This window comes from Exiguobacterium sp. s78, assembly GCF_018618985.1.
Taxonomy (GTDB): Bacteria; Bacillota; Bacilli; order Exiguobacteriales; family Exiguobacteriaceae; genus Exiguobacterium_A; species Exiguobacterium_A abrahamii.
On sequence record NZ_JACSNB010000005.1, the window covers coordinates 1 to 26,977 of the forward strand.

The window sequence follows — 26,977 nt, forward strand, 5'->3', positions numbered from 1 at the left end:
TTTTTTCTCGTCCATGTTCTTGTTATAAGCATCACGCTCATCTTCAAGAGCTTCACGTTGCTTATCACGATTGCGGTCATACAAATAGTCAGTACGTTCTTTCTCAAGGTCTTCGAGTTGTTTCAGGAGTTCTTTCCGCTTTGCTTTCGCTTCATAAGAATCATCAAGTGCTAGTCGGTTGATTTGCTTGCGAAGATCAGCTTCACTTTTAGCAAACTCGTCCATTTGTTTCTTGTTTGAATGAGAATCATCTTCCTTATCCATAGCTTTTAAGCGCTCATCTACGAACTTATTGTACTTGTCTTGCTCTTCTTCCATCTGTTTCATCTTCGCTTCATGGGCGTGTCGAGCTTTGTTTAAAGCGATATCATAAGAACGCATCCGCTTTTCTTCGACTTCTTCGATTGCTTTGATTTCAGCGTCCCGTCGTTGTTCAATTGCTTCCTTGAGCGTGTCGATGATGTGGTCAGCTTGCCCTTCGAGCATTTCGCGTTGGGCATTATTCAATTCAATAATCGATTGTTCTAATCCCATCAATTCTTCCGAGTACTTTCGAACGAGTTCGAACTGGTCTTTATACATTTGAGAAGTACGACCGTATTTCTTCCGTACTTCCTCAAGCTTCTTAACCTCGTAATCCATTGCCCGCTTCTTGATTGCAAACAGCTTACGTGTGTTCTTCTCCTGTTCTACCGTATAGCGGTATTCCTTGATCTGATCTGTATTCGACTCCCCGACGAGTGTCGATTTCTTACGGTCTAGGTAGGCATTGCGCTTCGTATACTTATTTCCTTGAACCGTTTCTAAACGAGCACGTAGGGCAGCTTTATCACGAAGTAATTCAGCAAGAGCATCCAGTTCTTCATACTTCTCTTGTTTGAGTGTATGTTTTAAGTCCTTCTTACGTTGTAATAACTCCTCACGGCGAGCAGCTGTAAGATATTTTGCACCCTTACCTGTTAAATCCTTAGTAATCTGAGAGATTTCTTGCTCAACCTTGATCCGTTGCTTCTTAGCGTTTGTAAGAATTTTTTCATCCATCTTCACGCCGCTTTCGGTTGAACCGCTCATCCGATCTCTTTTTGCTCTCAAATCTTCTTCTTCTTTATTGAATTCCTCATATGCTTTACGAACCATGTCAGCGCGGTTAGTGAACAGTTCTAAGTAGTACTGAGACCGTAGATCAACTTGCTCGGCAAGAGCGTTTTCCATCTCTTCTTCGGCTTTTTTCTGGTTGGCAAGAGCTTCTTTCTCTCTAGCTAACTGTTCCTTCTTCTTCGCTTGTTTTTTTGCTTCGCTTTCTGTCTTCGGTTTCTTCGATTTATTTGAGCTCGGCTTAGATTTTGTTCCAGCTGCAGCAAACATTTCGTTATAGAAATATGTGACGTTTTTAAGCCAATGATTATTCAGGCCGTTCGGATCATTCTTTGCACCACTAGGAGCATATTTTTTCTGAATCTGCTGAAGAGTCATGCCCTTATAGTTACGAGAGAGGTTTCGAATATGAGAATCGATACCTTGTTTTAAGTTGTCAAACTTAATATGCTTCGTCCAGTTTGTTTTTGGGTCTAGCATTCCACCAACGTTCTTATAAGTGCGGATACCATTACTTGTTCCTCGTCCAGTTTCAGCCATAGAAATAGCCATCGCAAGAACAGGATCAACACCGTACTTTTTACCAAGTTGCTCATATAGAGCTTCTTGACCTTTAAGTAACCCTCCGGGTGTTCCTCTTTTAATCTTGTTTGTAGAACGATTTAGGTAAGATAATGGCTTTTTCTTAGTCGAAACGGCCATTGCTGTAAATCCACCAGAACCACTGTAGGAAGCTTTACCACCAAGTTCAATACGTCCACCACTTCGTGAAGGAGTTGAGTTGAATGAAGAAGCTGAAGAAGCTTTTGCACCCGATTTCTTAGGAACATATTTGTAAGTAGTCTTTTTACCAGTCCGAGCAGATTTAGCAGAGTTAGTAGGATTAATATCTTCTCCCCAACGAGACCTGCGTCCATCTTTACGATTTGGGTTATACGGTCGAATTTCATAGTGAAGATGAGCTCCAGTAGAGTTCCCGGTGCTACCGATTTCACCAATCTTTTGACCGACACCGACTTTTTGTCCTGTTTTAACTGAAATTTGACTTAAGTGAGCATGGAAGTGAAGATATTTTCCTGAGAGAATAACAACACAATTTCCATACTGCCAAGGAACGCCCCATGCAGCATTGGCTCCACCAGCATGAACAACAGTACCATTGACACGCGAATCCAGACGATCACCAGTACGACCAGCCAAATCGATACCTTCATGAGTCCATGTTTTACCATTGATCGTCCGTTTAAGACCCCATGGTGAATTTGTCCCATTCCAACCAGCTAATTTCTTAGATCCAGTCTTAACGAATCCGCCTTTGCCGGAGGATTTCGTGTTCTTAGAACCGCCACCACTAGAACCTTTCCCTTTGCTGCTCTTAGGCGCTTTATAGGTATTGTCTTTAGGTTGGTATACTGCTTTAACTTTGCCGTCTTTATCGACGACATAAGTGACTTCGCCATTAGATACACCTGTAGTAGGGATAAGCTTTTTCTTCTTGTTCGCATCTTCAAGAGCTTTTTCGTATGCTTTCGTAGCAGCAATCTGCTTGTTAAGAAGAGCGATTTCTTTCTTGATCGCTTCTCCATAGGCACGAGAACCTTTTGCATATTTCTCTCGACGTTTCTGCTGTTTCTCCAAAGCGCGAGTCGCTTTATCGATCGCCTCGGTGTATTTGTTTGTTAAGTAGACTGAATTAGAGAGGGTTGTCTGCTTATCTTTCTCCGTCTTAGTAGTCGATTTATTCTGCTTCTCAGCAGCTTTATTCGCCTTGTTCAGATCTTTGATTGATGCGCCCATACCTTCTGTGATAATACCTGCGGCTGAATCAAGCGCCTTGATTTGCCCAAGAACCTGATTAATCTGATTTACGTATGTTGCATATGCGCCACCGTCAGTACGTGTGTACACATCGTAACCATGCATAATACCACGATTGTTTGGATCTGCTTTATCTAATTCTTGAAGCGCTTTGATTTGTTGACGTTTTACTTCAACCAAAAGTAATTCTGCATCGGCAACAGATTTAATGGATTTAATTTTACTCCCGGCAACCATTGCGAAGTTTTTCGACTCTGCTAAACCATTAAGAAGTTCGAGTTTTTGCTGTTGAACCTTATCTTTGAACTGGGCTAATTGAGCATTCCGAAGCGTCTCGACTGCATCGACATTCAGCTTAATTGCGCCATTTTGAACTTTAAATGCAGAAGCAAGTTCTGGCATCTTCATGACGAGGTTCATCATTTCTTCAGCGGTAATAGCATGACCATTTGCGGCTTGAAGTAAGATGTCATTATACCCTTGGATACGGTCAGTGATTGACCGGAATTCTTCATCAGAATATCCTAATTGTTCAGCTAGAGTGGCTGACCCAACAGTTGCTAGGTCGGCTGAATCAGAAACATTATCCATACCATCAGCAGCTTGATCCATCGCCGCCGCGACATTAAGAGCCGCTTTTTGGGATTCGCCCATAGAATTAGAAGTTTGAAGAAGCTTCATATCAGCAGCGCCTAAGCTATAACCCATAGAGTTGATAGTAGGGATGTATTTATTTGTTGTTTCTTGAAGCTGTTTAATCTGGTTGTCAGCAGTGTTGAATTGAGTCAATTCAGCGGTATTAAGAAAATCTTTGTTTGAAAGTTCTTCCTTAACAGCAATTAATCGCTTAATTTCATTAATAGAAGAAGTTGCGCTTTCACGAATCATCGTTAACTGTGTTGAACGATCTCCAGCCTTGAACAACTGCTCATCAAATGGCTTGATGTTCTTCATTGCATCCGCAGTATCTTGGATAAGACCTTTGATTTCTGAGATTGTCTCTAGCGACTCTTTGTTTTTCTTCCCGTAAAGCTCAGCACCATCGATTTGATCGAGAATCAGATCAATCATTGCTCGCTGTTCTTTATTCATTGAGTAATAGCCAGCTTCTTGCTTACGCTCTAGATTAAAGATTTCCTGTTTCGACTTCTTGATTTCAGCGCTCTTAAGAGCAAGTTGACTTTCTGTTTGAACTCTAGCGTTGTCAGCCTTAAGACGGTCTGCCGAACTGTCATCTTGTGATTTCTTAGGCATCGCATTTTGGTACGCTTCTCCGGTGTTGCTAAATTTATTGCCATTCTTATTTTGCTCAGCAATAAGTTCTTTAGCTGCTTTAGCCGCTTTTTTGTTCTGCTCTTCAAGTTTCTTTAATTTCTCGACTTCTTTTTCCGTTTCATCAAGACCAGTTTTCTTCTTGTTGATTTTCTCTTGAGCTTTTAATTCTTCAAGCTTCTTAAGTTCTTCAACATGTTTCTTGATTGAAATAGAAGTGGCCAAGTGAGTACGACCTTGCTCGTCAACTTTTGCAACAAGTTCTGGCATGTAGTTACCGAGTTGTTTTTGAGTTTGATAAAACAGATCAGTCTCTTCAAGTGTTCGATTTGTCTTATTTTTAAGATTTTCATATCGATCAACTAGCTCATCAATTGAATCTTTGTTGTCTTGATAAGTCTTAACTTGAGCATTGAATTTCTTTTCCGCTTCAGCGGCAACGTTTTTTGAATCCATGAATTTTTTTGCTACGAATCCAATAGCTGCTGAAATTCCTGCCAATGCAATTCCGACAACACCAGTAGTTAAAAGCATAGCCCCGAGAGATCGTGTAAACCCTCCGACTGCTACACGTAGAGCTGAGAATCCGGTCTTAGCCGTTCCTGTCCCAGCCTTTAGTCGATCCATCATCGAGATAGATTGAGTTGTTTGAGTGGTCGAAGCGACACTAGCTTCCTTGTTTCGCATGATTTCATGCGTTTGAGACTTATACTCCGCTGTTACTACAGATAGTTTTTCTTTTAAGAAATCTAATGCGCCACCTTGAGTAGCGAAGCCACGAAGAGTAGGATTCATCAGTGTCGCTAGGCCACCCATTGCAGCAGTCAGCATACCTATTCCTAAGAAAAGATTTCCTTTCGATGGATCCATACTAATCAATGCGTTCAAAGCATTTGTCATATCTTTGAGTGCGTTTACACCGAAAACGATTCCGTCCATCATAATCGATTTAGATGCTGTAAGAGCGAATTCTTGCCATGCTACTTCAAGTGAGTTGACTTTTGCTTGAGCAGATTCAAGATAACGTGCATTCTCTTGTAATGCTGATCCTTGTGAGTTTTCTGAAGCGGTTGTAGCTTTTAATGCTGTGTCATAGTTTTGCATCAAACCAACGAAACGGGTGAGTTGATGCACACCAGCTAATTGCTTACCGATGGTTTGTTGTTGAGCATTTGAAAGAGTATCCCATTTTTTAGAGAGGTCACTCATAATGTCACCGAACTTACGAGTTGATCCATCTGCTTCGTAAACAGCAACATTAATTTCTTTGAGGGCTTCTACAGAGCCACCCATTGTAATTCTGGAAAAAATTGTCTTTAATGAGTTACCTACAGTTGCGCCGCTGTCACGTGTAACTTCTTGAATTGCAGTCATATAACCGATTAACTCATCGATACTAACTCCATATAGATTTGCTGCGGCTGCAGCTTTACCCATACCTGTTGCAAGATCCTTAACTGTGGTCGGGAACTGATTGTCAACTTCGTTGAGGCGATCTACGATCTCTATTGATTTTTCAGCTTCGATGTTAAAGACACTCATACCAGTGATCATAGTAGATGACATTTCTTCAGGTGACAAATCAGATACGTTTGAAGCAATCGTAGCTGTCTTCGTTAATGCTTGTAGCTGTTGAACAGTATAGTCGCCAGATTTAGCGAGGTTTTCCATCGCATAGTTGATATCTGTAACTGTCTTACCTAGCTCTTTCGCAAGATCGATATTCCCTTGAAGAATCTCATCGAAGTTCGTGTCTGCGTTCATGACACGTTTCAAGTTTGTCATCTGCGTATCGACTTCCATGATGACTTGATACATTGATTGCAACGCTTGGATAGGCGCATAGAATGCCGTCGATGCAGCCATCCAGACAGGGAACTTCTCGAACGCTGTACGCATTGCATATCCAACAGTATCTGTTGCACCGCGAAGATCTTTGATTTCATTCTTTAAGCTAATTGCACGAGATCGGATGTCTGCTAGATGATCAGCGTAAGAGCGCAACTCTTCGTTGCCGTTCTTATCGATAACCTTAAAGACTAAAGGTTTACCATTATTAATTGCATCCTGCATTTGTCTCTTCGCTTCAGCTAGTTCTCCTTGGAGGTCATCGTATAGCTTCTTCCGACTTCCTTTGAGTCCTCGACTGAACGATTGCCGAATTTCTGCAAGAACAGACTCTTGGCTCGCGATTAAACTTTTGATCTTGTTTTTGTCTCCGACTTGTCCAGTCCCGCCAGAGTGAATCGACTCGATATCATTCTTTGTCTTTTTAACGTCACGTCGAATTTCATCTAATTCAGATAAAGTTTCAGCGTTGTTAATGCGGATTTCCAAATTATCTAAGTCGTTTAATTCCTTCTCGGTAAGATTTATCTTGTCCCGAATATCATTAAGACCGTTGACCATCTGCTGCTTTTTACTACTGAACTCTTTTTCTGTACCAGTCATTCCGCGAAGCAGTTCGCCAAACTCTTGCTTAAACTCGTTGATCCCTGTTCCTTTAGGGTCAAGAGTCAACTGTGCAAGCTGTTGTTTCATCTGTTGAATCTTAGCTGGATCGATACCAGCGTAAGCACCTTGCAGTTCTAAGTCATTGATACGACGCATATAACGCTCGACATCTTTTAGGATGCGGATATCAGCTGCCGCTGCATTGATATCAAAGAAAATAGCTGAGTTATTCTCAGGCGTGACAGACTTACGAATGCGCTCACGAAGCTTCTTGATTTCTTTGTCAGGAAGTAATCCTTGTGCTTCTAACCAATCGACACGAGCAAGCGCTGCAGGAATCTGTTGGAATGCAGCTTTCATCGCACGAATCTTCTGCTCGACTGCTTTCTTTTCGTCTACAGAAGAAGCATCACTCATCTGCTTCTCAAGGTCTTTCATCAACTTCTCTCGGTTCTTACCTAGTTTGACACCAGAGCGCTCAAGGTTAGCCATGAGACTATTAAGTTCGTCCGCTTCTTTACGGACAGTTTTCATCATTTGTTTCTGATCGAACACGTCTGCTAACTTGCGTCCTTTTTCTTCTACGCGAGTCAATGCTTCTTCGATTTTTGTGAAATCATCGGCATTATTGAAGTTGAGAGAGTCCATAAGCTTCTGTATTGTCTTCATTTCTGACTCTAATTCAGTTCGATCACCTTTGTTGTTAAAGCGAGCTTTCTTGTACTTTTCAATCTGTTCATTGATTACTTGCTGATGCTTCACCAGTTTTTCTTGCTCTTTGTTTACCTTGTCGTAGTCTTTACGAATAACTTCGTTCGACTTCTGAAGGACTTGAACAATTTCCTGACTTGATTCATCAAGCATATCCTCGAACTTATAAAATTCTTTCTTTACGTTTCCGAATACATCGGCAAACTCAACTTCAAACCCGTTCAAGAGACCGTTTCCTAGATTCTTAGATAGGGTCTTCTTAATTCGTCCTCCGGCCGCTTTGATATTTCGCTCAACTTCAGCAATGTCTCGATAGATCTTTTCTGTTTGACCAGAGATATCAATCTGTTCTTTGTTTTGAGGCTGAGCAGTCGGTTTTCGAGTAGGTGTACCGGGAGAGACAGGTTGTGTGCTCCTCAGGGTAGTATTAATTTTTACGGGTTCTTTGAAGATATTTTCGATGGTCTTACGAGATTGTTTTGCTGCTGATTCCATTTCTCGCAACATCTGTGTGACAGCTTGCCGATGTTCTCGATGAGCACCCTTAAGTGCTGACGTGTATACTGTGACGATTTTCTTTGTTTGCTTGGCAATTGCGTCCTCAATGTCCTCTGTCATCGACTTCATAATCGCCTCAAAGTTCTTCGTATCAGCGGTGAAAACGAGATTCACCTTAGCGACTTGTTTTTGAATGTCTTTGATTGCTTCAGCCACATTTTGTTTGGCTGCGGCTTTATCAACGTCGAAATTCATGACAAGTGAGTAATTGTATGGACTTTGTGCCATGTAAAAACCGCCTTTTATTCGTAAATTTTTTGATAAATAAAAAAGCGCCAACCCTAAGGTCAGCGCTCTAAATTATGATTCTGAGTAGATATAAGTTTTCTTTTTGTAGTCATATCGGAAGAAGAGAAGGTAGTCTGTCTTACCGCTGTAGCTTTTTGCTCGGTAGTAAATCCATCCTGTTTTATTAGGGAACATATTATTTTTCTTCTTATCGACATGACCGAATTTTGTTAGGTCTTCATAATATAAATGATCAAAGACACCGAAACCTTTCCCGGAGACCATCTTATCAATCTGATTGATAGTCATGCCAAACTTAGGTTTCTTACCTTTATAGAATTTTTTAGCAGATGGCTCAGAAGGAGCATAGCTTTTCCATCCTACATACAAAGACTTTGTGCCTTTCTTATTAAAAAGACCTAAGCCAAGTTTATGAGAATACATACTTTTGCTCTTCTTATCATGCACATAAAAACCGTATTCATAGTTAGTAATTGTGCTAGATACGTCTCGATAAAGCGGTGTTTTATTAAAGACTGTAGCACCATACTCTTTTTTAAGGTGCTTCTTATAGGTCTTACCGTAAATCAATTTAGCAGCTTCGGTCACTGTCATACCAGGCTTTATCTTCTTGTAGACCTCATATTCCTTTGATGCCGCACTTGCTGAATTGGGTAACATTAATGTTACTGATAATAATAATGTTAACGTTAATATTAATGCTAATGTTTTTGTTAACATTTTTGATAATGTTAATGAGTGTCTTTTGTTAGCATTGGAATTCATAAGAATATCCCCTTATCTGCAATTTATACAAATATTTTACCCTATAAATAACAACTAAAATCCGTTTTTTAGCATATAAGGGGAATATTGATTTTCTGCTCTTAAGTTATTAAGGAACAAAAAAACACTAACCCGCAGGTAAGTGTTTAGAAAATCATTGTTACGTAGTATTCTTTCTTCTTGTAGTTATATTCCAAATATACATGATAGTTTGTTTTCTTGTCGTAGCTCTTTAACAGATAACTTACTCTGGTTTTCTTATCAGGGTGAATATTTTTACCTTTATTATCTAAAAACTTTAGGAAAGTCATATTTTCATAAGTGTGATCATAATACGTGCCTAACTTCTTCCCATAAGCAATATTATCTAGTTGCTTTATACTCATTCCTAAAGTCGGCTTTTTGCCCTTATAAAGTCTAGTTTCAGAAGTGTTTTCTGGTTGATAATTTTTATAACCTACATAAAGCGTATTACCGTTTTTCTTTGAAAACAGACCGATGGAGATATTAAAAATAGAAGAGTCATCAATTTTGCGTTCGGACTCGAAAAAACCAAATTCATACACATGTCTACCGTCTCTAACATCCGCGTATGTAGGCTCGCTATTAAAAGTTGTAACTCCAAGAAACTTTTCTAGATGTTTTTTATAGCTTTTTCCATAGATAAGTTTTGAAACTTCTGTAGCCGTCATGCCTGTCTTTATCTTTTTATAAATCTCATACTCTTTTGAAGCTGCACTTGTCGGACTTGGTAACATTAACGTTATTGTTAACATTAATGTTAACGTTAACGTTACTAATAACATCTTTGTTAGTGTTAATGATTGTTTTTTGCTAATAAAATCTTTCATATCATTTCCCCTTATCTGTAAGTCATAATTCCATTTTAACCTGAAATTGGGAGTTAAAATCGGTATTTTAATAGATTAGGGTAATAATGTTAGGCTAGGGCATCGCTAATTTTTTCATAAACTAGATCGTGAATGATAGCTTCTTGACCACTAAGAACTTCTTCATTCTCGTCGATAGCTGTCAGAATGACAAATAGCTCTTCCTTATACTTTTCTGTATCAATAATGAACAATTCACTGTTGAGAGTAGCATACTCTTTCTTGAATCCTTGTTCGTCGTCAAAGTCATGGAACTCTTGCATCTCACCGTTGTATTCTTTTTTGATAAGTACAAAGTCGCCTTTGTCATCCTTAAGAGCATATTCATCAATGAGACGATGATGATCTTTTTTAAATTCGTCCATTGTTTCTTGAACTAAACGAACAATTCGCATCCGAAGACGACTAGGTTTCCCTTTTAATTTGAATGAGAGCAATAATTTATTTAATGCTTCCAGTTCGACTTTCTTAAACGTTAATTCCTTCATCGTGAGTCCTCCTTAGAATAATCCTGATACATCGTCCTTAGATTCATCTACGATGTAGATTTGTGTTGTAGAAATGTCATTGTGTCCAAGTAAAGCAGCAATCTGATTGATGTCTTTTCCTTCGTGAACCGCTGCATTCGTTGCACGACTAGAACGAAATAAGTGAGGGTGAACCCGACGACCAACGATAGGAGCAAATACATCTCGACACCAATCATTGAAAGCTGCAGGTTGAAGTGGAGCGACTTTTTGACCACGACGACTAACGAATAACTCTTCGACGTCATCTTCTCCGCGTACCTCAAGCCATTTCTTCATGTATCCCATAGCCCGTTCATCGAATGTAAACTCTCGAACCTTACCTTCTAATCCGCGACCTTTTGCACGAATCGGATGCGTCCGGTAAAAGTTTGCACCTTCTTTAGCTGGTTCGTAAGTAACGACTTCTTTCTTAACTTGAGAAGATTCAGAGCGACGGCAACCTGTAGAGTAGGTAAACCAGAGATAGGCAAGCTTTTGCCAGTCTTCTCGGCGTTCTAGCTCATTACTAAGATTTTGAAGTTCTTCAACTGTCAGGGGCTTCTTCTCATTGATCTTTGTATTCGGAACAGAAGGGATTGCGCGAGAAAAGATGTTTCGGAATGATGGATAGTCGTCTTCGTAATACAATTCGACAAATCCACACATACTTGAAACGACTGAGCGTTTAAATTTAATAGCTGCAGATCCTAGACCTTGTTTAATTAAAAAGTTCTGATATCCAAGAGCATCACGTGCTTTTAATTTATATAACGGTTTGTTCATTGCATATTTCTTAACCCACCAAAAGAACTGACGGACACCGCTTCGATACTGCTTTAATGTGTGGGGAGAAAGATGTAATTGATCTAAAAATTGTTTAGCTACTTCTTGATTAAATTCATTAACCTGTTCCCACATGTCTTCGGTAACGATAGTAAGCTTGTTTTCTTGTTTCATGACTTTGCCTTTCCGTCAAAAAAAGGAGTACCTAAGATGGGTTCTCCTGCGTGACTTTATTATCTGTGTTGTTGAAACCTCGTTGCTGAATCAGCATAGGGAAGTATTTCGTAACTTCCTTGAGGACTTCATTCATAAATGGTCGTGAGAGTTTGTTCTTATAAATCCAACTCTTCTCCCAGGTGTAGCCTTGCCCGGTCTCAATGATCGGTGTCAGGTACGTATTGTTGTTCGTGTACATATTATGAATCGCATCATAGTTACGACCCATTGCCATGTTGGTTGTCGTGATCGTTTTCTTCTGTGGATCAAAAACGACTTTGATGCTTTGTTCTGAAGCAAGTCCACCGCGACCGCCAATTACCTTTGAGTAACGACGTTCGTACTGAGTAGGAGAATAGCGTTCATAAACGTGTTCCTCGACCACTTGAGTGACGATGCGTTTGAGTACTTTGGAATACTTCTCGTGGCGAACAATTGCTTTAAATGGAGCGTTTTTTAATGCGATCAACATATCCTTTTCGTTTCGGATTTGAATATCAGTCATTGTCTAGTTGTAAGCGAGCTACCTCTTCGTTAAGAATCGGGAACTGCTGTTGAATCTCGTTGATCATTTTCTGTGCGTGACTCATTTCAGCAATCTGTTTAAATCTTCCAGTCATCCGCTCGTAGACTTTTTGGATTTCGTCTTGAGGGAAAGAAAGTGAGATTTTCTCGTAGTATTCATTACCTGTCAGGTGTTGCATGAAGTAAATCAACTTATCGACTGTGAACGCTTCGAAATCCTCTGGATAATCGAGAGTCGTAAATTCGCGGATAACGTGTGTCATGATGACATGATCCATGAACTCAGGCTCTAACATGTCCTCGATTTCTAGTTTCTGAATTTGGTCAACTACACCAAAGATTTCACTCAAAATCTTATCGATTCGTGTCGGTGCAAAAGTAGGGTAGATGTCGATAAAAATCTCATTTTCTTTCAACCAAACACGTTCCGTCTGATTGTATAGTTGATTCAGCTTATCGAAGTCTGTCATAACGACCTTAAGTGGTGCTTGCGCTGTCATATCAACCTCTCCTTTATCTCATAAGAAAGTAACGGACACCCATGATTGAGTGTCCGTCCCATATTAATTGTTTTAATTATTGATACATTGTGATTTTGATGAGTTCTTTTGAGCCAGGGCGTTTAAGCGCGCGAAGTTTGAACTCAAAGTTTACTGGATCGCCATCTGGAGCAAACGCTAAGTTAAAAGCAGAATCGAATTTCGCACGTGGGATTTCAACTTGAGCTGGAGCTTCAATTTCTTGAGAACCTGAAACGATACGAGAGAAGAAGTCACCAGTAACACGGTACGTTTTGTTAGCGAACTTGTCATCAGAGACAACGATTTGCTCTCCAACAGCGACTTCCATTTCGAAGTGTACTGTAACTTTAGCGTCAGCAGGTAGCTCAGAGTTTGGAACTTTGATTGAGCTAGTAGCGGAATCATAAGAGAATTTACCAGCGTCAGTAGATGTTACAGCAGTAGCTGTATAAGCAAGAGCTTTACGTGTGCCATTGATTGTGATGTAGGCAAGCATGTCAGCGGGAGTTTTAGGAGTTCCATTGATGGCAATAGAGAAGACACCAGATCCAGATTGCTTAGGAGCACCAAGGTTGTTTGTTTTACGAATAACACCCTTATCGCTTGCAGAGAATTGTTTTAAAGAAGTACCCATACGAGCAGCGAACAATTCAGGAAGTAAGAGAGCGTCAGTACAAGTGATGTTGACGTCACGTTGTGATTCGAAGATTGTATAGAGACCGTTACCGCGTCCACCTCGAAGGTCAGTTGCTTCAGCAGATCCTTCGATTGATGCAGATTTAAGTGAGTCGATTACGAAAGCAGGGAATTCTTTACCTTGAGCGTCTGTTTCCCAGAACGTTAAATCGACGATATCGCGTAATGCATGTTGGTTCATTGGTTATTTTCCTCCATTTGTATCGGATTTAGATTCCGACCAGTGTTTATTGTCTTTGATTTCCGCACCATGAGCAGCAAACATCATATTGAGGTCATATGCTTCGATCTCGATGAGCTTCCCAAGGTGGTCTTTCAGTTGAAATACATTCAGCGCTCCTACATTCAAGTAAGTGACACTATGGGATTTTGAACAGACTGACGAAATGATGTCACAGAGTAAATTCTCAAATGACTCGCCACCCTTGTTCTTGACTTTGTTTCGCATTTCTTCCGCTTTCTTCTGTTTCAGCCAAATCTCTTTGGCTTTCTCGTTAGTAAAAACGGGATCAACTTCACTCTCGGTATTCAGATCATTCGCTTCTAAAATCAGAAAACGTATGCTGTCCCATAACTCGTTCGTGAGAGGTTGTCCTTGGATTGATAGTCCGGCTTCACCAATAAACAGTCTATCCGTAACTTCTTGCTTGAAATACGTCTGTACGACGCGAATCGCAATCTCTTGAAACTCTCCTTCTTGTCGAAGTGCGACATCCAGGAAGTTCAACTCCTCGAGGAGTTCTTCAGGAATGCCCGACCCTTGATAGAGATCTATCATATTGGTCATAAAAACAACCATCATGGAGTTGTACGCCTCATACGTCATGGCAACAATCTCATCGATGGTTGGGAAGTGGATTTTTATATGTCCTCTTTGAAGCGGATTACCACTTAATAAACAGAGCCGATCATGAGGATTCATATGGTTACTCATCGTACAAATCGCTCTCTCGATGTTCCACGAAGGACTGAGATGAATACGAGTCGATAACCGACATACCCTTCACGAATGGATCCGATTGGTTCTCCACCGCTGAAGCTAAACCTTCCAATACCTGTCTTTTGGTCAGAAGCGCGGTCAAATCGACCTAACTGACGACCATTGAATGTTTTAATCAGATGATCTACCGCCATCTCTAACTGATAGTTAGCGGCATATTTTTCATGCATCACAACATCAAACACAACATCTTGTGTGTCGAACTGAGGATTACTCTCCATACCTGCACGTCTACCCATGAAGAAGAGCACTCGACCGATAGGCATTTCCGTTAAGTCGTCTGTCTTAGGTGTAGATTTGATGTGATTATTAATGAGCTCCCACTTAGCGTCCTGATCATCATTGTCGAGTAATGATGGCTTTTCTTCGCTTAATGGGTCGTCTCCGTCGTATTCAGGAACATAATGAAGGATGCGAATCAATTCTTCGTCTCCAGTCAATGCCTGTCCGATAGCAATTGCTAAATCTCGTGTCTCCATTAGTTGTAACTCTCCGTTCGTTTGATTAGTCTTTTGATAATCGAAAGGCATTTGAATACCTCTGACTTCATATCCTCGACTAACACATCTTCGAAAAGCGAGATATCATAGACGGACTCAAGAATAGCAATGATACTGACGACTTCTTGCTTGTCTGACGAACTCTCAACATAATAAAGGACTCCTTCGATCTCTAGGATCAAAGAAGCCACATAGTTAGGAAGTCCATCGTTTTTCTCTTCGTAAAGAGGGAGAATCTTATATGTCTTTGGAATTAAAGTCTTTATGTAGATTTCATAAACCTTACTGTGCATCGTCAATCACCTCACGCTTTTCGTTTGGCTTCTACAGTAACGATTCCACGTTGTCCAAATTCCGTATTCGTATGATCGAGATATGTGACGACATATGTGACGCTCATAAACTTAAATTCACTGAGATTCTTTGTAATGCCAGCGCCCTGCATGAACTGAATCATGAAGCGTAGCTGACTCTCAGGACTATTGATTGGGGCGTACATTGACGTGTCTTCACCGGATTCTTTGTCATATGCGTGAAAAGCAATCGGGATAGATTTCATGACCCTCTCTTCAATATAGATAGGTGCTCCCATCGATGTTTTCTTACCTGTATCTACCTTTGTGATCGTTTCGACCTCAATCGTTGCAGTTACTAGTCTTGCGAAATGCGCTTCATAGAAAATGTTTTCTCTCGCGGGAGAGGTTACAAGATATTGCTTGCCATTGCATGATAGTAAGTCGCCGATATAAATCTGACCCAAAACAGATAAGATATTTTTGTCATACATAGTTTTTTGTGACTGAATGATGACCTGTGTCGTAAAGTTAGTCGGAATCCCATTCTCGTAACGCTGAACGGAGACCGACTTGGTTTCAGGCGACATGGCGATCACTTCGGCCATTGTTTGCTGTGTATGACTCATAATCACATCGTGCTCGAATCCTGATAGCTGATCATAACTGTCATTGTTTTGGTTGCTGAACCAAGACTTTTCGTTTACTTCGAACATGATTAATAATCCTCAAAAGAGGTAGGAAGTAATCTAACCATTAGCTCTTCAACGTCAGCTTTGACAGATTCATACTGTTGTTGGACAACTCGTTTTGTATCGCCCATAGATGTGAGTGAGATGTCTTTACCGATGACGTTACTGATTTTGTTAATTCGATCTCGTTCCTTACCTAAATACTCCAGGTACATTAAGCGACCAAGTATATAAATCTCTTGTTTACTAATCTCGTCAAGAAACTCACCTGTATCCGAAATGCTTAATGAATACAGATTTGTCTCAAATCGAGCAAGCGCATTGTTGAAATACTGTTCGCGTAATGCCAGATCAATAGGGGAGCGAGTATCGAATTGAGAGTGAAATACTTCGACAACGTTTTGGTAGTTCACATTCACTCACTCCTTTATCATTTGATTTTTAATTCATAGCTCTTTTCAGTGAACTCTTCGAGGAATTGAATCTTCTCATAATCATTAAGCTTCGTCTTCTGGGCGACTTGCATAAGCTTCACCTTTTCAGCTTCTGTCTTAATGTTCTCTTTGATTTTTTCCTCAAACTTATCTTGTGTTTTAAGAACTAAGATTGCCTTAATTTCTTTTTCGGTCATGACTTTTTGCTGCTCATCCTTTGTTTCGAAATCCAAGAATTGCCGTACTTCAGCATCCTGAACATATAGGCGAGCATTTGTCCCAGAACCATCAATACCAGTAAACAATGTGTTCCCGCCAAATACTTGCGCTTGGATCTCTTCGACAGTCAGAAGGGCGACGCCGTTATTAGGAATCTTGACGTCACCGCTTCCGATTTGTCGTGCGAAATAGACAGGCCATGCACACAGGTTTTCTACTTTGACTTTCTTATCCATAGCGATTTCCATATAAAACTCTCCTTTTGCTCAAAAGATATTATTTATTAGTTAACTTATTTGATTCCTTCAAGGTTTGTATCAGCAATGACACCAACAGTTTGGATAGCATAGGGGTCAACAAGGGCACCGATTTCGAGATCGAAACGAGCAAATTCTTGACCAGTAGCAACATCGTTTCCAGACATCGAAGTTACTTCGCCACGACGGACGACGTGGAAAGGAACTGATTGGCCTTGTGGGATGGCGAACAACAAGTTCTCTGGTAGATACAAGTCGAAGTTTGATCCATCAGGAAGCAATTTAGTGAGGTTGTAAGCGTTCGGGATTTCAACGACTCCAGCACCTTTGTAAGTAGAAACAAGACCAGTACGGTTGATTTCGTCAAGCGTAGCATCAGAGATACGAGCAGAAGTAGCAGTACCGACAGCTTGGACGATACCGACGTAATCAGCAACTTGAGAAACCATTGCGTAGTCACCAAGAAGGTTAACTTTACCGAAACGTTTTACGTCTTTGATTGTTTCATCAAGAGCAGCTTTAGTAAGACCAGCTGTTTCTTTGAAATATTTAACTCCGCCAAGTGCTTTGAACTGTTTGTACCATTCGCGCATAACATAACCAGTAGCAGCGTTCATGAGGTCAGTGACAACTTGATCAACGTGCTCATTGATTTTGTCGAGGTTTCCGTTCTGCATTTCGCGATAGTTGATAGCGAAACCAGTTGAGAGGGTGACCGTACCAACGAGGCTGTCTTTTTTCTCAAGCGTACCGAACGCTACATCACCTTGTGAAGCTTGTTTACGAGCTTCAGCGATTGAGTGTTTGTAAGTTTGAACGACTGGGATATCTTCATAACCGATTTTCTTGTATTGACCTAAGAAGTTGAACAACTCAAGGCGCTCAAGCAAACGAGGTTGGACGACCCAACGAAGCAATTCGCTAAATTCAGCGCGAGCTTGGATGTCTCCAGAAGCAGCAGATGCGCAAAGTTCTTTGATTTGTGTTTCAGCCAATTCAGCTTTAGCGCCATAAGCGTCAAGCGAACCACCTTTAAGCATAGAGTTGAATACTTCAACGATTACTGCTTTGTCTTTTTTCTTAAATTTGTCAGCAGCAATACGGCTGTTGATTTCATGAGTGAGTTTCATCTAAAAAATTCCTCCTATTATTACGCGACGCGAACGATTGCGACTACGCCTTTTCCTGCTAATGTATTAATTGCTGTAACTTCGAGATAGAGAGCATAACCAGTGACGTCAGCAGCTTTTTTCCAAACGCCAGTAATATCAGCAACAAGTTTGTCGCCTTTTGCGCGAGCTTCATCGGCAAGTGCTTTTCCACCGAGTTCGACTTCAAGACCTTGGAGATCAGCTAAACGGAATGCACGAACGTGAGAATCCTTAGCAACAGCTACGTCTTCTTTAGCGAAGAGTGAAGGTTGATCATCGATGTTTGCGACAACGTGAAGTTCTTTTCCTTTTGCTTCAGCGAGAACTGGAAGTTTCGATTTACCTGCTTGTTTGTCGAGAATGACTGGTTGACCTTGGATAAGTGCTACGTCCGCAACAGTAGTTGGGTCGTTTTTGACTGCTTTGAAGCCGCCAATTGTGTGTAGCTTGAACGCCATAGTGTGTTTCCTCCTGATTAATAAAGTGATTCGACTGTAACTTCGCCTGTGTGGACGATTGTTTCATCGATACCTTGTGATTTAGATTTTTTTGAGTTCAATTCAGTTGTACGAGCAGCCAAGATAGCTTGAGCAACAGTAGAATCTAGTTTATGAATAGCTGCAGACATCAACTCAACAGATGGAGCTTCTACAAAAGCGTTAATTTCAGCTTCAGCAGTTGCTTTCTCTTCTTCCGAGTAGATAGCTGTTTTAGAGTTGAATTCAGCTTTGAGTTCTTCGAGTTGTTGAGCAGCTTCCGCTTCTTTGTAAGTGTTGAGCTCAGCTTCGACAACTTCCTTAGCAGTGTTCAACTCAGTAGCAGTTCCTTCTAACTCTTTGACTTTGAGAACGAGGGCATTCATTTCTTCCTCTTTCTCCTTGTCCTTAGCTTCCGCTTGCGCGTCTTTTTCTTTGAGCTCGTCGTCCTTAGCGGCGACTTTCTCATCTGCTTCTTTGACCTTTGCTTGAAGTTCGTTAATCTCTAGGAGACGTTCGTCAGCAAGTTTCTGAAGCGCTTCGATTTGTTCTTTCATCAACAAATCTCCTTTCTTTTGAGAGTTCAATTCTAGTAAAACGGCATTGTCATCGGCAGGTGTAATACCTAAGATAGCGTGGCCGATATACTCATAATCAACAGGGATTCGTCCAGTTTCCTTATAGCCATCACGATAGGTGACATAAGTGTTTCCAGGACTCTTTGCAATCTCGACTGACGATTCAATCAGGCGTCCCTGAGCTTGCTGTTGTTCGATCCATGAGACGAAGTGTGGGTAGCGGTTCGCATAAAGAACACCTTCAGCGACAGCAGCTAGAATGGATTTGCCATTCACATCGACTCGTTCGACATAAGCGTCGTTAATAAGACCGACAACGGTTGAATTCTCGAATAGCAAATTGCCATCAACGATTAATTGCTTTCCATGTCCTACGGGCATGTCTTGCTCTGAATCAAAAAACTCCGCTACAAACGGAGTTCCGATAGCTGTTTTAATTTGCTGTTCGACGTAAGGATTGAGCCATGTAATCCCGTTCTTGTTCCAAAGGGATTCAGACTCGTAAATCTCGTGCAACACGATCTTAATCTTGCGTTGCCCTGTTCTAATGTCTTCAGCTGACAATTCGAGGATTTGTTTCAAGTATTTTCACCTCCCTTCAGAATCACTCTTGGCCAGAGCCATTCGTCTTATTCTTGAGGGTAGAAGGATTCGTTGTGTCTTCCTCTTCAGGACGACCACCTTTATCTTCTCCATCTGTTGATTCAGATGTAACGGTGAAAGCTGTCTGGTGTACCGGATACTTATTCTCGAAATCGTTCTCTAACTCGTAATCCATCAGTGCCATGTAGACATCTGGATTCATACCAGTAGCAGCGACCCAAGCAATCAAGGATCCGCGACCTAGCGTATACAATTCTTTAGCGTTCTGAACTTGGTCTTTTCGGTTCAAGTGAGTCGTAGGTAAGTAGTTGACCTTAACTGCCATACGTTCGTCAGTGACGACATTCGCGTTGATCAACTTGTTTAGCTCATACTCAGCTTGTTCAATAGTTTGGAAAACCTGTGCAGCGACTAACGAACTGTTGCCTTGTTGTGACGAATAGTTTCCGTCTTTACCATTCAGTAAAGAAGAAGCAAAACCTAAGTCTGCTGAAACCATTCCGGTGTGATCCTCATTGATTTTTAAGATGTCCGTATTCGCAGCCATCCGTTCAATCTTTGTTCCTGCAGCAACCGAGATAACTCGCGTACCAGTAGTCGTTCGTTTAGATCCGACTGCATCTCGCACAAAAGCATGCTGTTTCTGTTGCTGTGCTTGAGAGAGAGAAGATTGACCTTTTTTCTCACCTTCCGGGAATGTCTGAATCAAGAGTTCACCGTTTACTTCGTCTAGGGTGCGTTGTTTCGTTTCGAGTACCGTATCTTGGTACGTCATATTCTTGAACGCTGCTAGACCAATAGGACGACCATGTGGTTCAGAAATCTTTGCCCGGAGTTTAATCGTGAATGTCTTATTGATATCAAGTACCATCCACTTGCCGTCTGACTTACGAGCGCGACGATATTCGTTATAACCGGCCATAAACTCTTTCGGATAAGTCTTTAAAACCTGTGTTTTATTCTCCATTAACCCATCAAAGTAGGCTAAATCGAATGCGACGACATACGAACTATTTCTTCGTCCAACGATTCGGCAATAGTCAGTAGGAAGTGGCATAAGAGAAGCGCTGAAGTCTAAGTCCGCGTCGTTGATCTCTGAAATACGGTTGACGTCCATATCGGACATCGTTTTCCCGATGATCTGATTGTTTTCCATGCGGAGGTAAGCGAAGTATTCACCTTCGATGTTTCCGCCATGTATGACATCGCGCATAAATGCTTTGTCTCGAATCTGATCCAAGAACTGCTCTGTTCGTTGTTTGTTTAACTTCTTTTTTGATTTAGGAGCTTTCTTAGCGCCGATATCTTTTGGATAAACCACACGATCAAGAGTAGCAAGAGCTGTCATGTAATCGACGACGTTCGTATAGACACCGTTTGAAGAGTAAAGTTTGCGCGAGATGCGTCGAAGCTCTTTGTAATGTGTCATAGGGTCTTTGATGTATCGTTTGACCGTATCAGGATTTTCGTCGTAACTAAAAAAACCTTGGTTCGAAAATGAATAATCGAACAAAGAGCTTACTTCGTGACTATTCAATTTTTCTGATGCATTTTCTTCTGACATATATTCACCTCATTTCAGTTGAAGAATAATCCGAAGTCATAGTCGGATTCAGTGTCTTTTAGTTCTTCTTCTAGCTTGGAAGCAAGTAAGTTTCCGTAGGCAAGAGAAGAGTACCTATCCTTACGCATCTTCCCACGCTCTTTGAGTCGGATCTTCCCATTGAGAAGGTCGTACTCAAGGTTAACCATCTCATTGATGAGAGCTGAAGTTTGTAAGAATGGCGCTAACATACGAGCTTGCATATCAGTTGATGAGCTCTTGCTGTCAAAATCAAATTTGTCTTCCATGTAATCCCGACCTTCAATGTCGTTGATCAGAAGCTCGATTTTTCCGTTTTCAATAGCAGTTCGCATTTTGATAGCAATCTCATGGTTGAGTTCTAAGTTACCTTTGATTGCAAAGATGATAGGCAATGCATTTGAAGGAGCACGATCAGCCAAAGCGTCGTCGTTATAGACTTTCCAAGGCTCATACTCAATATCTCGCTCATCGTCACGAGTAACCTTGATCAGTTCATCGTGGACAGCGATACCAACACCGAGACAGTCAAGTGCGACATAATCTGCTTCAAAGTCATAGAATAAGCGCTTGATAGTTAATGCTTGGCTAGCACCCGTACCACCATTCATAGAGATGATATTAACGACTTGTCGCTTATATTCTTCTCCGTCAGGTATGAGACGAGTCATAGTGAAGATTGAGTTATCGTTTGCGTCTCCGCCACTAACAGCAATATCAGCGCTCAAGATACGTCTTTCACCAGTCATCTTAGGGATTTTAAATTTATTCAGTTTTGTCTTATTACCGCTGCTTAATGTACCTTCGTCAAAAATAACAAACGGTTTCTTTGTGACACGGCATTTTTGTAAATCTTCAAGTTTAAAATATGCTTTTTCAGATGATCCATAAAACATAGCTTCATATTCCATAGAGAAGCCAATGGGGTCAAAATCATCTTCAGCCATAACTTGCTTAATGAATTTCTCAGGGAGAAGACCTTCTTCCATTGAGAGCTCATAACCAAGGTTTACAGCGAAGTAATCTTCATTTCCTTTGAACATCTGATTAGCTGATGACTTCCACTTCTCATACACCCAGTTACTTTTGTAGTGGGCAGACGTAAGAATAACCTCAACGTTCGGTTCGACTGGGTAGTCCTTGTATTCTGGTTTGTTTTTGAATCCAGGCATACGCGAAACGTTAAGGAAGGGGCGGAAGATTTTCTCGTAGTTTTCTGCTTTCAAAAGAATCGCTTCATCGGCAATCAGTAGATTTGCACGAATACCACGAGCATTATCATTGTTAGGGACGACTGTAATAGTTGAGCCATTATGGAAGAATACGTCCGTATTTCCGCCACTGGTCTTGATGTCTCTTATCTCCCTGGCAACGTTAGGATAAAGCATCAATTCTTTTTGTATCTTTTCGGTGACGATCATCTTTGCCTGGTTCCTGGTGGCACTGATAATCGCCGTCTTTGTTCTTGGATAAAGAACAGATCGAGTAATACAATAAACTGCAGTTAGATAGGATTTTCCGAGCCCCCTGGATGCGATAAAGTAAACAATGTTGCTATGAAACATCATGTAGATCAAGATGACCTGGAACAATTTGAGCTCCAAACCGAAATAATCTCGAATAAAGCGATGTGGATTAGCTCTATAGAAAGAAGTCCAAGCTAATACTCCTTCGTTCAGTCTTTCGGACTTACTCTTAGGAGCATCTTTTCGTTGCTTCTTTTCTCTGGTGTAAATGTTTCCGCCGCTTTTGTTCTTATTTCGGTTTACCTGAAACGCACCCATTAGGCATCACCATCTTTAATCTTGTCATCGAGGTCATCATTTTTAGATCGAATATCAAGTGCTCGCTGCATTTGTTTCGTGAACCATTTATCGATGTATTTCTTGATCCCATCAACGTCTTTAAACCGTCCTGTTGCTTCAGGGATAGGGCGTTCGCTCTCAACCTTTTCAATGAACTGTCCGAATGTGGCGGTAGACCCCTCATCAAAGCCTGTCTCTTGGACGGGTTTGATTTTCGCATCGTTCATTAGACTACTAATGATTTTCCGGTATCGTTCGAAGTCAGTTGCGTTGTTTTGAGAAATTGCAACGTTTGACTTAAGTCGAGCTACACAGATGTTCTTGTAGATATCCCGTTGAATCGGAGTGTTCGCTTCATATGTACTCAGCATCTCCTGATACATATCTTCGAGCATTACCTTGTCTGTATAGCTAAACCCTGACCATCGACGATTCAATTCAGTAACGTTCTCTGAATCTTCGTCGTCTGGGAACATACTGTCTTCCCAAGTGAGAACCAATTGAGTAGCGCTAGAGATGGTTTTCAAGTAAAGACCAAACAGAGAGTCTGATTCAGAATTCTTGTTCTTGGTTTCTTCCCATTTCTCAATCAAAAAAGGACGATCCATTCGTCGAAGCATGTCATAGACAGACAAAGAAGAGTCAGTATCGACTAACTTCTTAATGCATGTCTTGCATGTCGGGAATAAATCATCTTTAAAGAGAGGGGAGTAAACCTTGTAATATTCATTTTGTTTTTTGTCTTCCTCACAACAAGTACACCTTTTTAGTGTAGACAAGGTAGGAGACTTAGCGCCTAACGACTGTTTCAAGTCGGTGAAGCGATTTGCTTTTCGAGCCATATGTATTCACCTATTTCAATTTAGAACAATGTTGTATGTACTGAGACGACCAATACCTTTTTCGAAAACGATGAACTTCTGATGTGCCTTGCTGGTAGTACGAATATCTTTCGCAAATTCTTCGACGCCACCTAAGCAACCATTCTGAATGATGTCTACTCCATGAACTTCTTTCTCGAAGTGATGGTGACGGTGTGCCATTAGAATTGCTGAAGGTTTTACGCCAGTCATTAACGTTAAGTTTTCGACTACGCTTTGAGGACGATCTTTATGTCCATGTACTCCATAGATGAGTTGATCGTGGATACGAAGCGTACAAATCTCTTCGTCGATTTCATTCTCGTGAAATATGACCTTTTTATTTACTGCTAAGCGATGTTGAACGAACCAATGAATGATATCCATGAAACTCTCAGACGCCAAAGAAAGATTTTTCTTAGGAGTGATACGATCATGGTTTCCTCGAACGTTGTAGTATTCGATTTCAAAGTACTCGCTTAAAGCATGTACAAACTCGGATAGAACTTCAGCTACGCGCATGGTTTGAACAGCTGTATTTTCAGCGTTCTCGATACGAATAGTCTCATGAATGAATCCTGATACCATATCACCCAATACTGCGATGTGAAGCGTCTTGATGTTATTCTCTAATCCATATTGGATAGTCTTTTCTTTTAAGTAGGAGACACGCTCATAGAATACTTCTGGATTGAATTTGTTCCAGTAGTTATCAGCGGTCATACCAAAATGCCAGTCAGATAGGACAACCAGACCTTCACGGTCATTCTGCTTGCTTGGGGTCCAGTCTCGTAACATTGGCTTAGATTCTGCTAGAACTAGAATCTCTGCACGTAGGTCTTCTTTAATCTTCTCTACGCGAGCTACATCACAAATGCTTTTTTTATATTCGCGGCGTTGATCTCGTAGACGAACTGTTGCTTTTTCTGCTTCTACTCGTTTCTGCTCTAATTCAAATAGAGCTTCGTCTGTGCTTGTTGCTTGATTCTGAACATAATCCATACCGGCCTTAAATGCGGAATGCTCTTTGCGATACTTAGATTCACCAAAGTTTTGATCGAACTCTTTATTAAGTACCTCTGCAACTTCTACCCAGTTCAAACCATACTTCTCGCGGTTATCACAAATACGAAGTTGATACTGTTGTACTGATTCTTCGTTTAGTCGTTTTAAGTCGAACATGTACTCACTCCTCTTCTTCATCGATAGGGTCAAGAGCAGCCTTTTCTACGATAGATAGAGTCGCGTTTTGACCATCGAATCGTTGTAAAACTTCTAACAAGTTATATGTCTTTTCTTCATCTTTTACGATCTCAGTGATGGTCATTTCTTCGACATCAATGACACCCTTAAGTGAAATACTATGTTTGATCTCTGCCATTAAATTTCTTCCTCATACTCTTCTTCGTCGAATTCAGGGTTTTCATCGTGGAAATCAGCAATCTCTACTTCTACTTCTTTTAGAGTTGTTTTGACTGCTTCAATGAGTTCTTTAATTTCTGTATTGCATTTATGCCCTGATTGATTGACCTTTGCAAGTACCTCAAGTACAGCTAATTGTTGGTGGAGTAATTCTTGTTTCATGATATTCGTTCGTCCTTTTCACAAGTGAATTTGTTTGTATTTTTTCATAAAAAAAGACCGAATTGAACGGTCTGAAATTTAAAGATATATAAATAAAAACCTTATTTAAATGGATTTATTTAATGTTAACGTTAATGTTAACATTATTGTTAATGATAATATTAACGTTATTATTAACGTGAATATTAATGGTAATATCAACATCTTTATGAGTCTGCTGGAGCAGCCCCTCTTTTTTTCTCTACAGTGTTTACAATCTTATACTGAGCGCAAGGTATAGTGACGCAGTTTCACGGCTTGCACTGCTTAGAATAAAAGAACTGTTTTACAAACTATTAGCAAATACACGACAAGTAGGGGAGCGATGATCTTCTGTTAATACGATGACAGCGACACCTTCCTTGCCTTTAAGACGATCAACTGAATCAAGCAACCCAGACGACTTAACGAATGAGTCGTTTGTTTGAGCGTAGTCGCCAGTAAAGACAACTTTCGATTTTTCGCCGACGCGAGTTCCACAGTTTTTAATCTCTTTGACTGTTAAGTCAGAGCACTCATCTACCAATAAAAGAGTGTGGTTCATACTAAGACCCTTCGTAAACCCAACCTCGTGTTTTGTAAGCTGTCCGTTAGCAACCATGTGTTCCATGTCTTTCTGAGGATTATTAAGATGTTGAGCGAATGGTTCAAAGAACACATCCATCTTTTCATCATGACCACCAGGCAAGAAACCAACGTTAGAAAAGTCTGCCTTACGAATAAATGCTGCTTTCGCATATGTACCTTTATCAAAAATTTTATGTTGTGCCATCTTAACTGACATCATTGTCTTACCTGAGCCAGCAAGACCAAGTACGAATACAGCTGTTAAGCTATCATCGTTTAATGCGTCTAACACACACGCTTGTTCTGCATTGAGCGGACTCATAATTGAGCGATGGGGGAGAGCGATTGGATTTAAGATTTCGCCATCAAATCGGAAGACCGTTTTCTCAAACGATTTCTTTTGATCATCTACAATGACGTATTCGTTGAGTACCACTCCTAAGTCTGCAGCTACCGACTCGTCACCTTCGTAGATACGAGCGATAACATCAGCATCTTCGTTAGGATCTAACTTACGGTATCCTTTGTAGTTGTAAATATCAGTCTTAACTGATTTCATACTTTTCACCATTGCACCGAATGCTTCGGCTTGTTGTGCTAAGTTGAGGTCTTCAGAGATTAGGCCGTATTCTTTGTTTTGTAATAGACACTCTAAAAAGTGATTGTCGATATAACGCGGATCATAGCCTTTGTTTTTCTTGAGAAGTTTTTTCATGTTGCTATACGGTTGGAAGTCGAACGTGAGATTCTTTTTATTCGATTGAATCCAACGCTGTGCAACGCGAGCACGATATGCTAAATCAGGGTTGTTGCTCGACTTATGCTTATCGATTTCTTGCATCAACATGATCGTGATGACTACTTCATTTGGGTTAAGTGCTGAGATGTTGTTCAACAATACATTGGTATCTACGACAAAAAGTTTTTTCATGCGTTTACACCTTTTGCCTTGTTGATACGTTCATTGACGCGTTTCTTAACAGTGCGAGACGTCTTAAACGCAATGTTGTAGCGTTCTGGTACAACAACTGGTTCTCCAGTGTTAGGGTTTTTCCGAACGGTCGGCTTACGCGTCTTCAACTCGAATGAGCCAAAGTTGGAGAGAGTAACTTTTCCTTCGGTCAATACTTCTTTAATCAGTCGTTCGAAAACAATATCAATCAATGAGATTGCTTCCTGCTTATCTAGTCCAAGATCTTTTGCAAGTTCCCCGGCAAATTCTGAGCGGTTCATCTTCTTCATCTCCTCTGGAATCAAAATAGGGTGTAGACACAA

General features: G+C 40.7%; 24 protein-coding genes. All 24 read right to left on the reverse strand.

Annotation, left to right across the window (positions count from 1 at the left end):
* On the reverse strand, positions 1-8,136 hold an 8,136-nt coding region (locus KNQ18_RS17450; protein WP_215085370.1), incomplete at its 3' end, for a phage tail tape measure protein.
* 72 nt (positions 8,137-8,208) lie between these two features.
* On the reverse strand, positions 8,209-8,922 hold the full coding sequence (locus tag KNQ18_RS15560) for a hypothetical protein (RefSeq protein ID WP_215085372.1): 714 nt from the start codon (positions 8,920-8,922) through the stop codon (positions 8,209-8,211).
* Between the two features lie 146 nt (positions 8,923-9,068).
* Positions 9,069-9,773, reverse strand: coding sequence for a hypothetical protein (locus tag KNQ18_RS15565; protein ID WP_215085374.1), 705 nt, complete (start codon positions 9,771-9,773; stop codon positions 9,069-9,071).
* 89 nt (positions 9,774-9,862) lie between these two features.
* A complete protein-coding gene (locus tag KNQ18_RS15570; RefSeq protein ID WP_215085376.1) occupies positions 9,863-10,300 on the reverse strand; it encodes a DUF1617 family protein in 438 nt (145 codons plus the stop codon).
* Between the two features lie 12 nt (positions 10,301-10,312).
* Positions 10,313-11,278: a tyrosine-type recombinase/integrase gene (locus KNQ18_RS15575; RefSeq protein ID WP_215085378.1), complete on the reverse strand. Its 966-nt coding sequence runs from the start codon at positions 11,276-11,278 to the stop codon at positions 10,313-10,315.
* 31 nt (positions 11,279-11,309) lie between these two features.
* Positions 11,310-11,792: a hypothetical protein gene (locus KNQ18_RS15580; protein WP_215085380.1), complete on the reverse strand. Its 483-nt coding sequence runs from the start codon at positions 11,790-11,792 to the stop codon at positions 11,310-11,312.
* A gap of 25 nt (positions 11,793-11,817) precedes the next feature.
* A complete protein-coding gene (locus tag KNQ18_RS15585; protein WP_215085382.1) occupies positions 11,818-12,345 on the reverse strand; it encodes a hypothetical protein in 528 nt (175 codons plus the stop codon).
* Positions 12,346-12,421: 76 nt separating this feature from the next.
* Positions 12,422-13,243: a hypothetical protein gene (locus tag KNQ18_RS15590; RefSeq protein WP_215085384.1), complete on the reverse strand. Its 822-nt coding sequence runs from the start codon at positions 13,241-13,243 to the stop codon at positions 12,422-12,424.
* Between the two features lie 3 nt (positions 13,244-13,246).
* Positions 13,247-13,984: a hypothetical protein gene (locus tag KNQ18_RS15595; protein WP_215085386.1), complete on the reverse strand. Its 738-nt coding sequence runs from the start codon at positions 13,982-13,984 to the stop codon at positions 13,247-13,249.
* An 8-nt stretch (positions 13,985-13,992) separates the two neighbouring features.
* On the reverse strand, positions 13,993-14,541 hold the full coding sequence (locus KNQ18_RS15600) for a hypothetical protein (RefSeq protein WP_215085387.1): 549 nt from the start codon (positions 14,539-14,541) through the stop codon (positions 13,993-13,995).
* Between the two features lie 325 nt (positions 14,542-14,866).
* Positions 14,867-15,571, reverse strand: a complete 705-nt coding sequence (locus KNQ18_RS15605; RefSeq protein ID WP_215085389.1) for a hypothetical protein — start codon at positions 15,569-15,571, stop codon at positions 14,867-14,869.
* 2 nt (positions 15,572-15,573) lie between these two features.
* Positions 15,574-15,960, reverse strand: a complete 387-nt coding sequence (locus KNQ18_RS15610; RefSeq protein WP_215085391.1) for a hypothetical protein — start codon at positions 15,958-15,960, stop codon at positions 15,574-15,576.
* A 17-nt stretch (positions 15,961-15,977) separates the two neighbouring features.
* Entirely contained in the window at positions 15,978-16,448 is a 471-nt protein-coding gene (locus KNQ18_RS15615; RefSeq protein ID WP_215085393.1) for a hypothetical protein, read from the reverse strand.
* A 44-nt stretch (positions 16,449-16,492) separates the two neighbouring features.
* A complete protein-coding gene (locus KNQ18_RS15620; protein WP_215085395.1) occupies positions 16,493-17,587 on the reverse strand; it encodes a hypothetical protein in 1,095 nt (364 codons plus the stop codon).
* Positions 17,588-17,607: 20 nt separating this feature from the next.
* On the reverse strand, positions 17,608-18,066 hold the full coding sequence (locus tag KNQ18_RS15625) for a hypothetical protein (RefSeq protein WP_215085397.1): 459 nt from the start codon (positions 18,064-18,066) through the stop codon (positions 17,608-17,610).
* A gap of 17 nt (positions 18,067-18,083) precedes the next feature.
* A complete protein-coding gene (locus KNQ18_RS15630) occupies positions 18,084-19,244 on the reverse strand; it encodes a hypothetical protein (protein WP_215085399.1) in 1,161 nt (386 codons plus the stop codon).
* Between the two features lie 22 nt (positions 19,245-19,266).
* The gene (locus KNQ18_RS15635) at positions 19,267-20,829 is read right to left on the reverse strand and encodes a hypothetical protein (protein WP_215085401.1); all 1,563 of its coding nucleotides are present in this window, start codon (positions 20,827-20,829) and stop codon (positions 19,267-19,269) included.
* Positions 20,830-20,843: 14 nt separating this feature from the next.
* Positions 20,844-22,631, reverse strand: coding sequence for a terminase large subunit domain-containing protein (locus KNQ18_RS15640; protein WP_215085403.1), 1,788 nt, complete (start codon positions 22,629-22,631; stop codon positions 20,844-20,846).
* Positions 22,631-23,494 carry a hypothetical protein gene (locus KNQ18_RS15645; RefSeq protein WP_215085405.1) on the reverse strand — a complete coding sequence of 288 codons (864 nt, stop codon included), beginning with the start codon at positions 23,492-23,494 and terminating at the stop codon, positions 22,631-22,633. Before KNQ18_RS15645 ends, KNQ18_RS15640 begins: the two co-directional genes overlap by 1 nt.
* Before the next feature lie 15 nt (positions 23,495-23,509).
* Positions 23,510-24,694 (reverse strand): metallophosphoesterase, encoded by a 1,185-nt coding sequence (locus KNQ18_RS15650; RefSeq protein ID WP_215085407.1) that lies wholly within the window; start codon positions 24,692-24,694, stop codon positions 23,510-23,512.
* A 4-nt stretch (positions 24,695-24,698) separates the two neighbouring features.
* Positions 24,699-24,893, reverse strand: a complete 195-nt coding sequence (locus tag KNQ18_RS15655; RefSeq protein WP_215085410.1) for a YonK family protein — start codon at positions 24,891-24,893, stop codon at positions 24,699-24,701.
* Positions 24,893-25,096 carry a hypothetical protein gene (locus KNQ18_RS15660; RefSeq protein WP_215085411.1) on the reverse strand — a complete coding sequence of 68 codons (204 nt, stop codon included), beginning with the start codon at positions 25,094-25,096 and terminating at the stop codon, positions 24,893-24,895. Before KNQ18_RS15660 ends, KNQ18_RS15655 begins: the two co-directional genes overlap by 1 nt.
* A 325-nt stretch (positions 25,097-25,421) precedes the next feature.
* The gene (locus KNQ18_RS15665; protein WP_215085413.1) at positions 25,422-26,633 is read right to left on the reverse strand and encodes a PhoH family protein; all 1,212 of its coding nucleotides are present in this window, start codon (positions 26,631-26,633) and stop codon (positions 25,422-25,424) included.
* Positions 26,630-26,935 (reverse strand): HU family DNA-binding protein, encoded by a 306-nt coding sequence (locus KNQ18_RS15670; RefSeq protein ID WP_215085415.1) that lies wholly within the window; start codon positions 26,933-26,935, stop codon positions 26,630-26,632. Before KNQ18_RS15670 ends, KNQ18_RS15665 begins: the two co-directional genes overlap by 4 nt.
* Between the last annotated feature and the right edge of the window lie 42 nt (positions 26,936-26,977).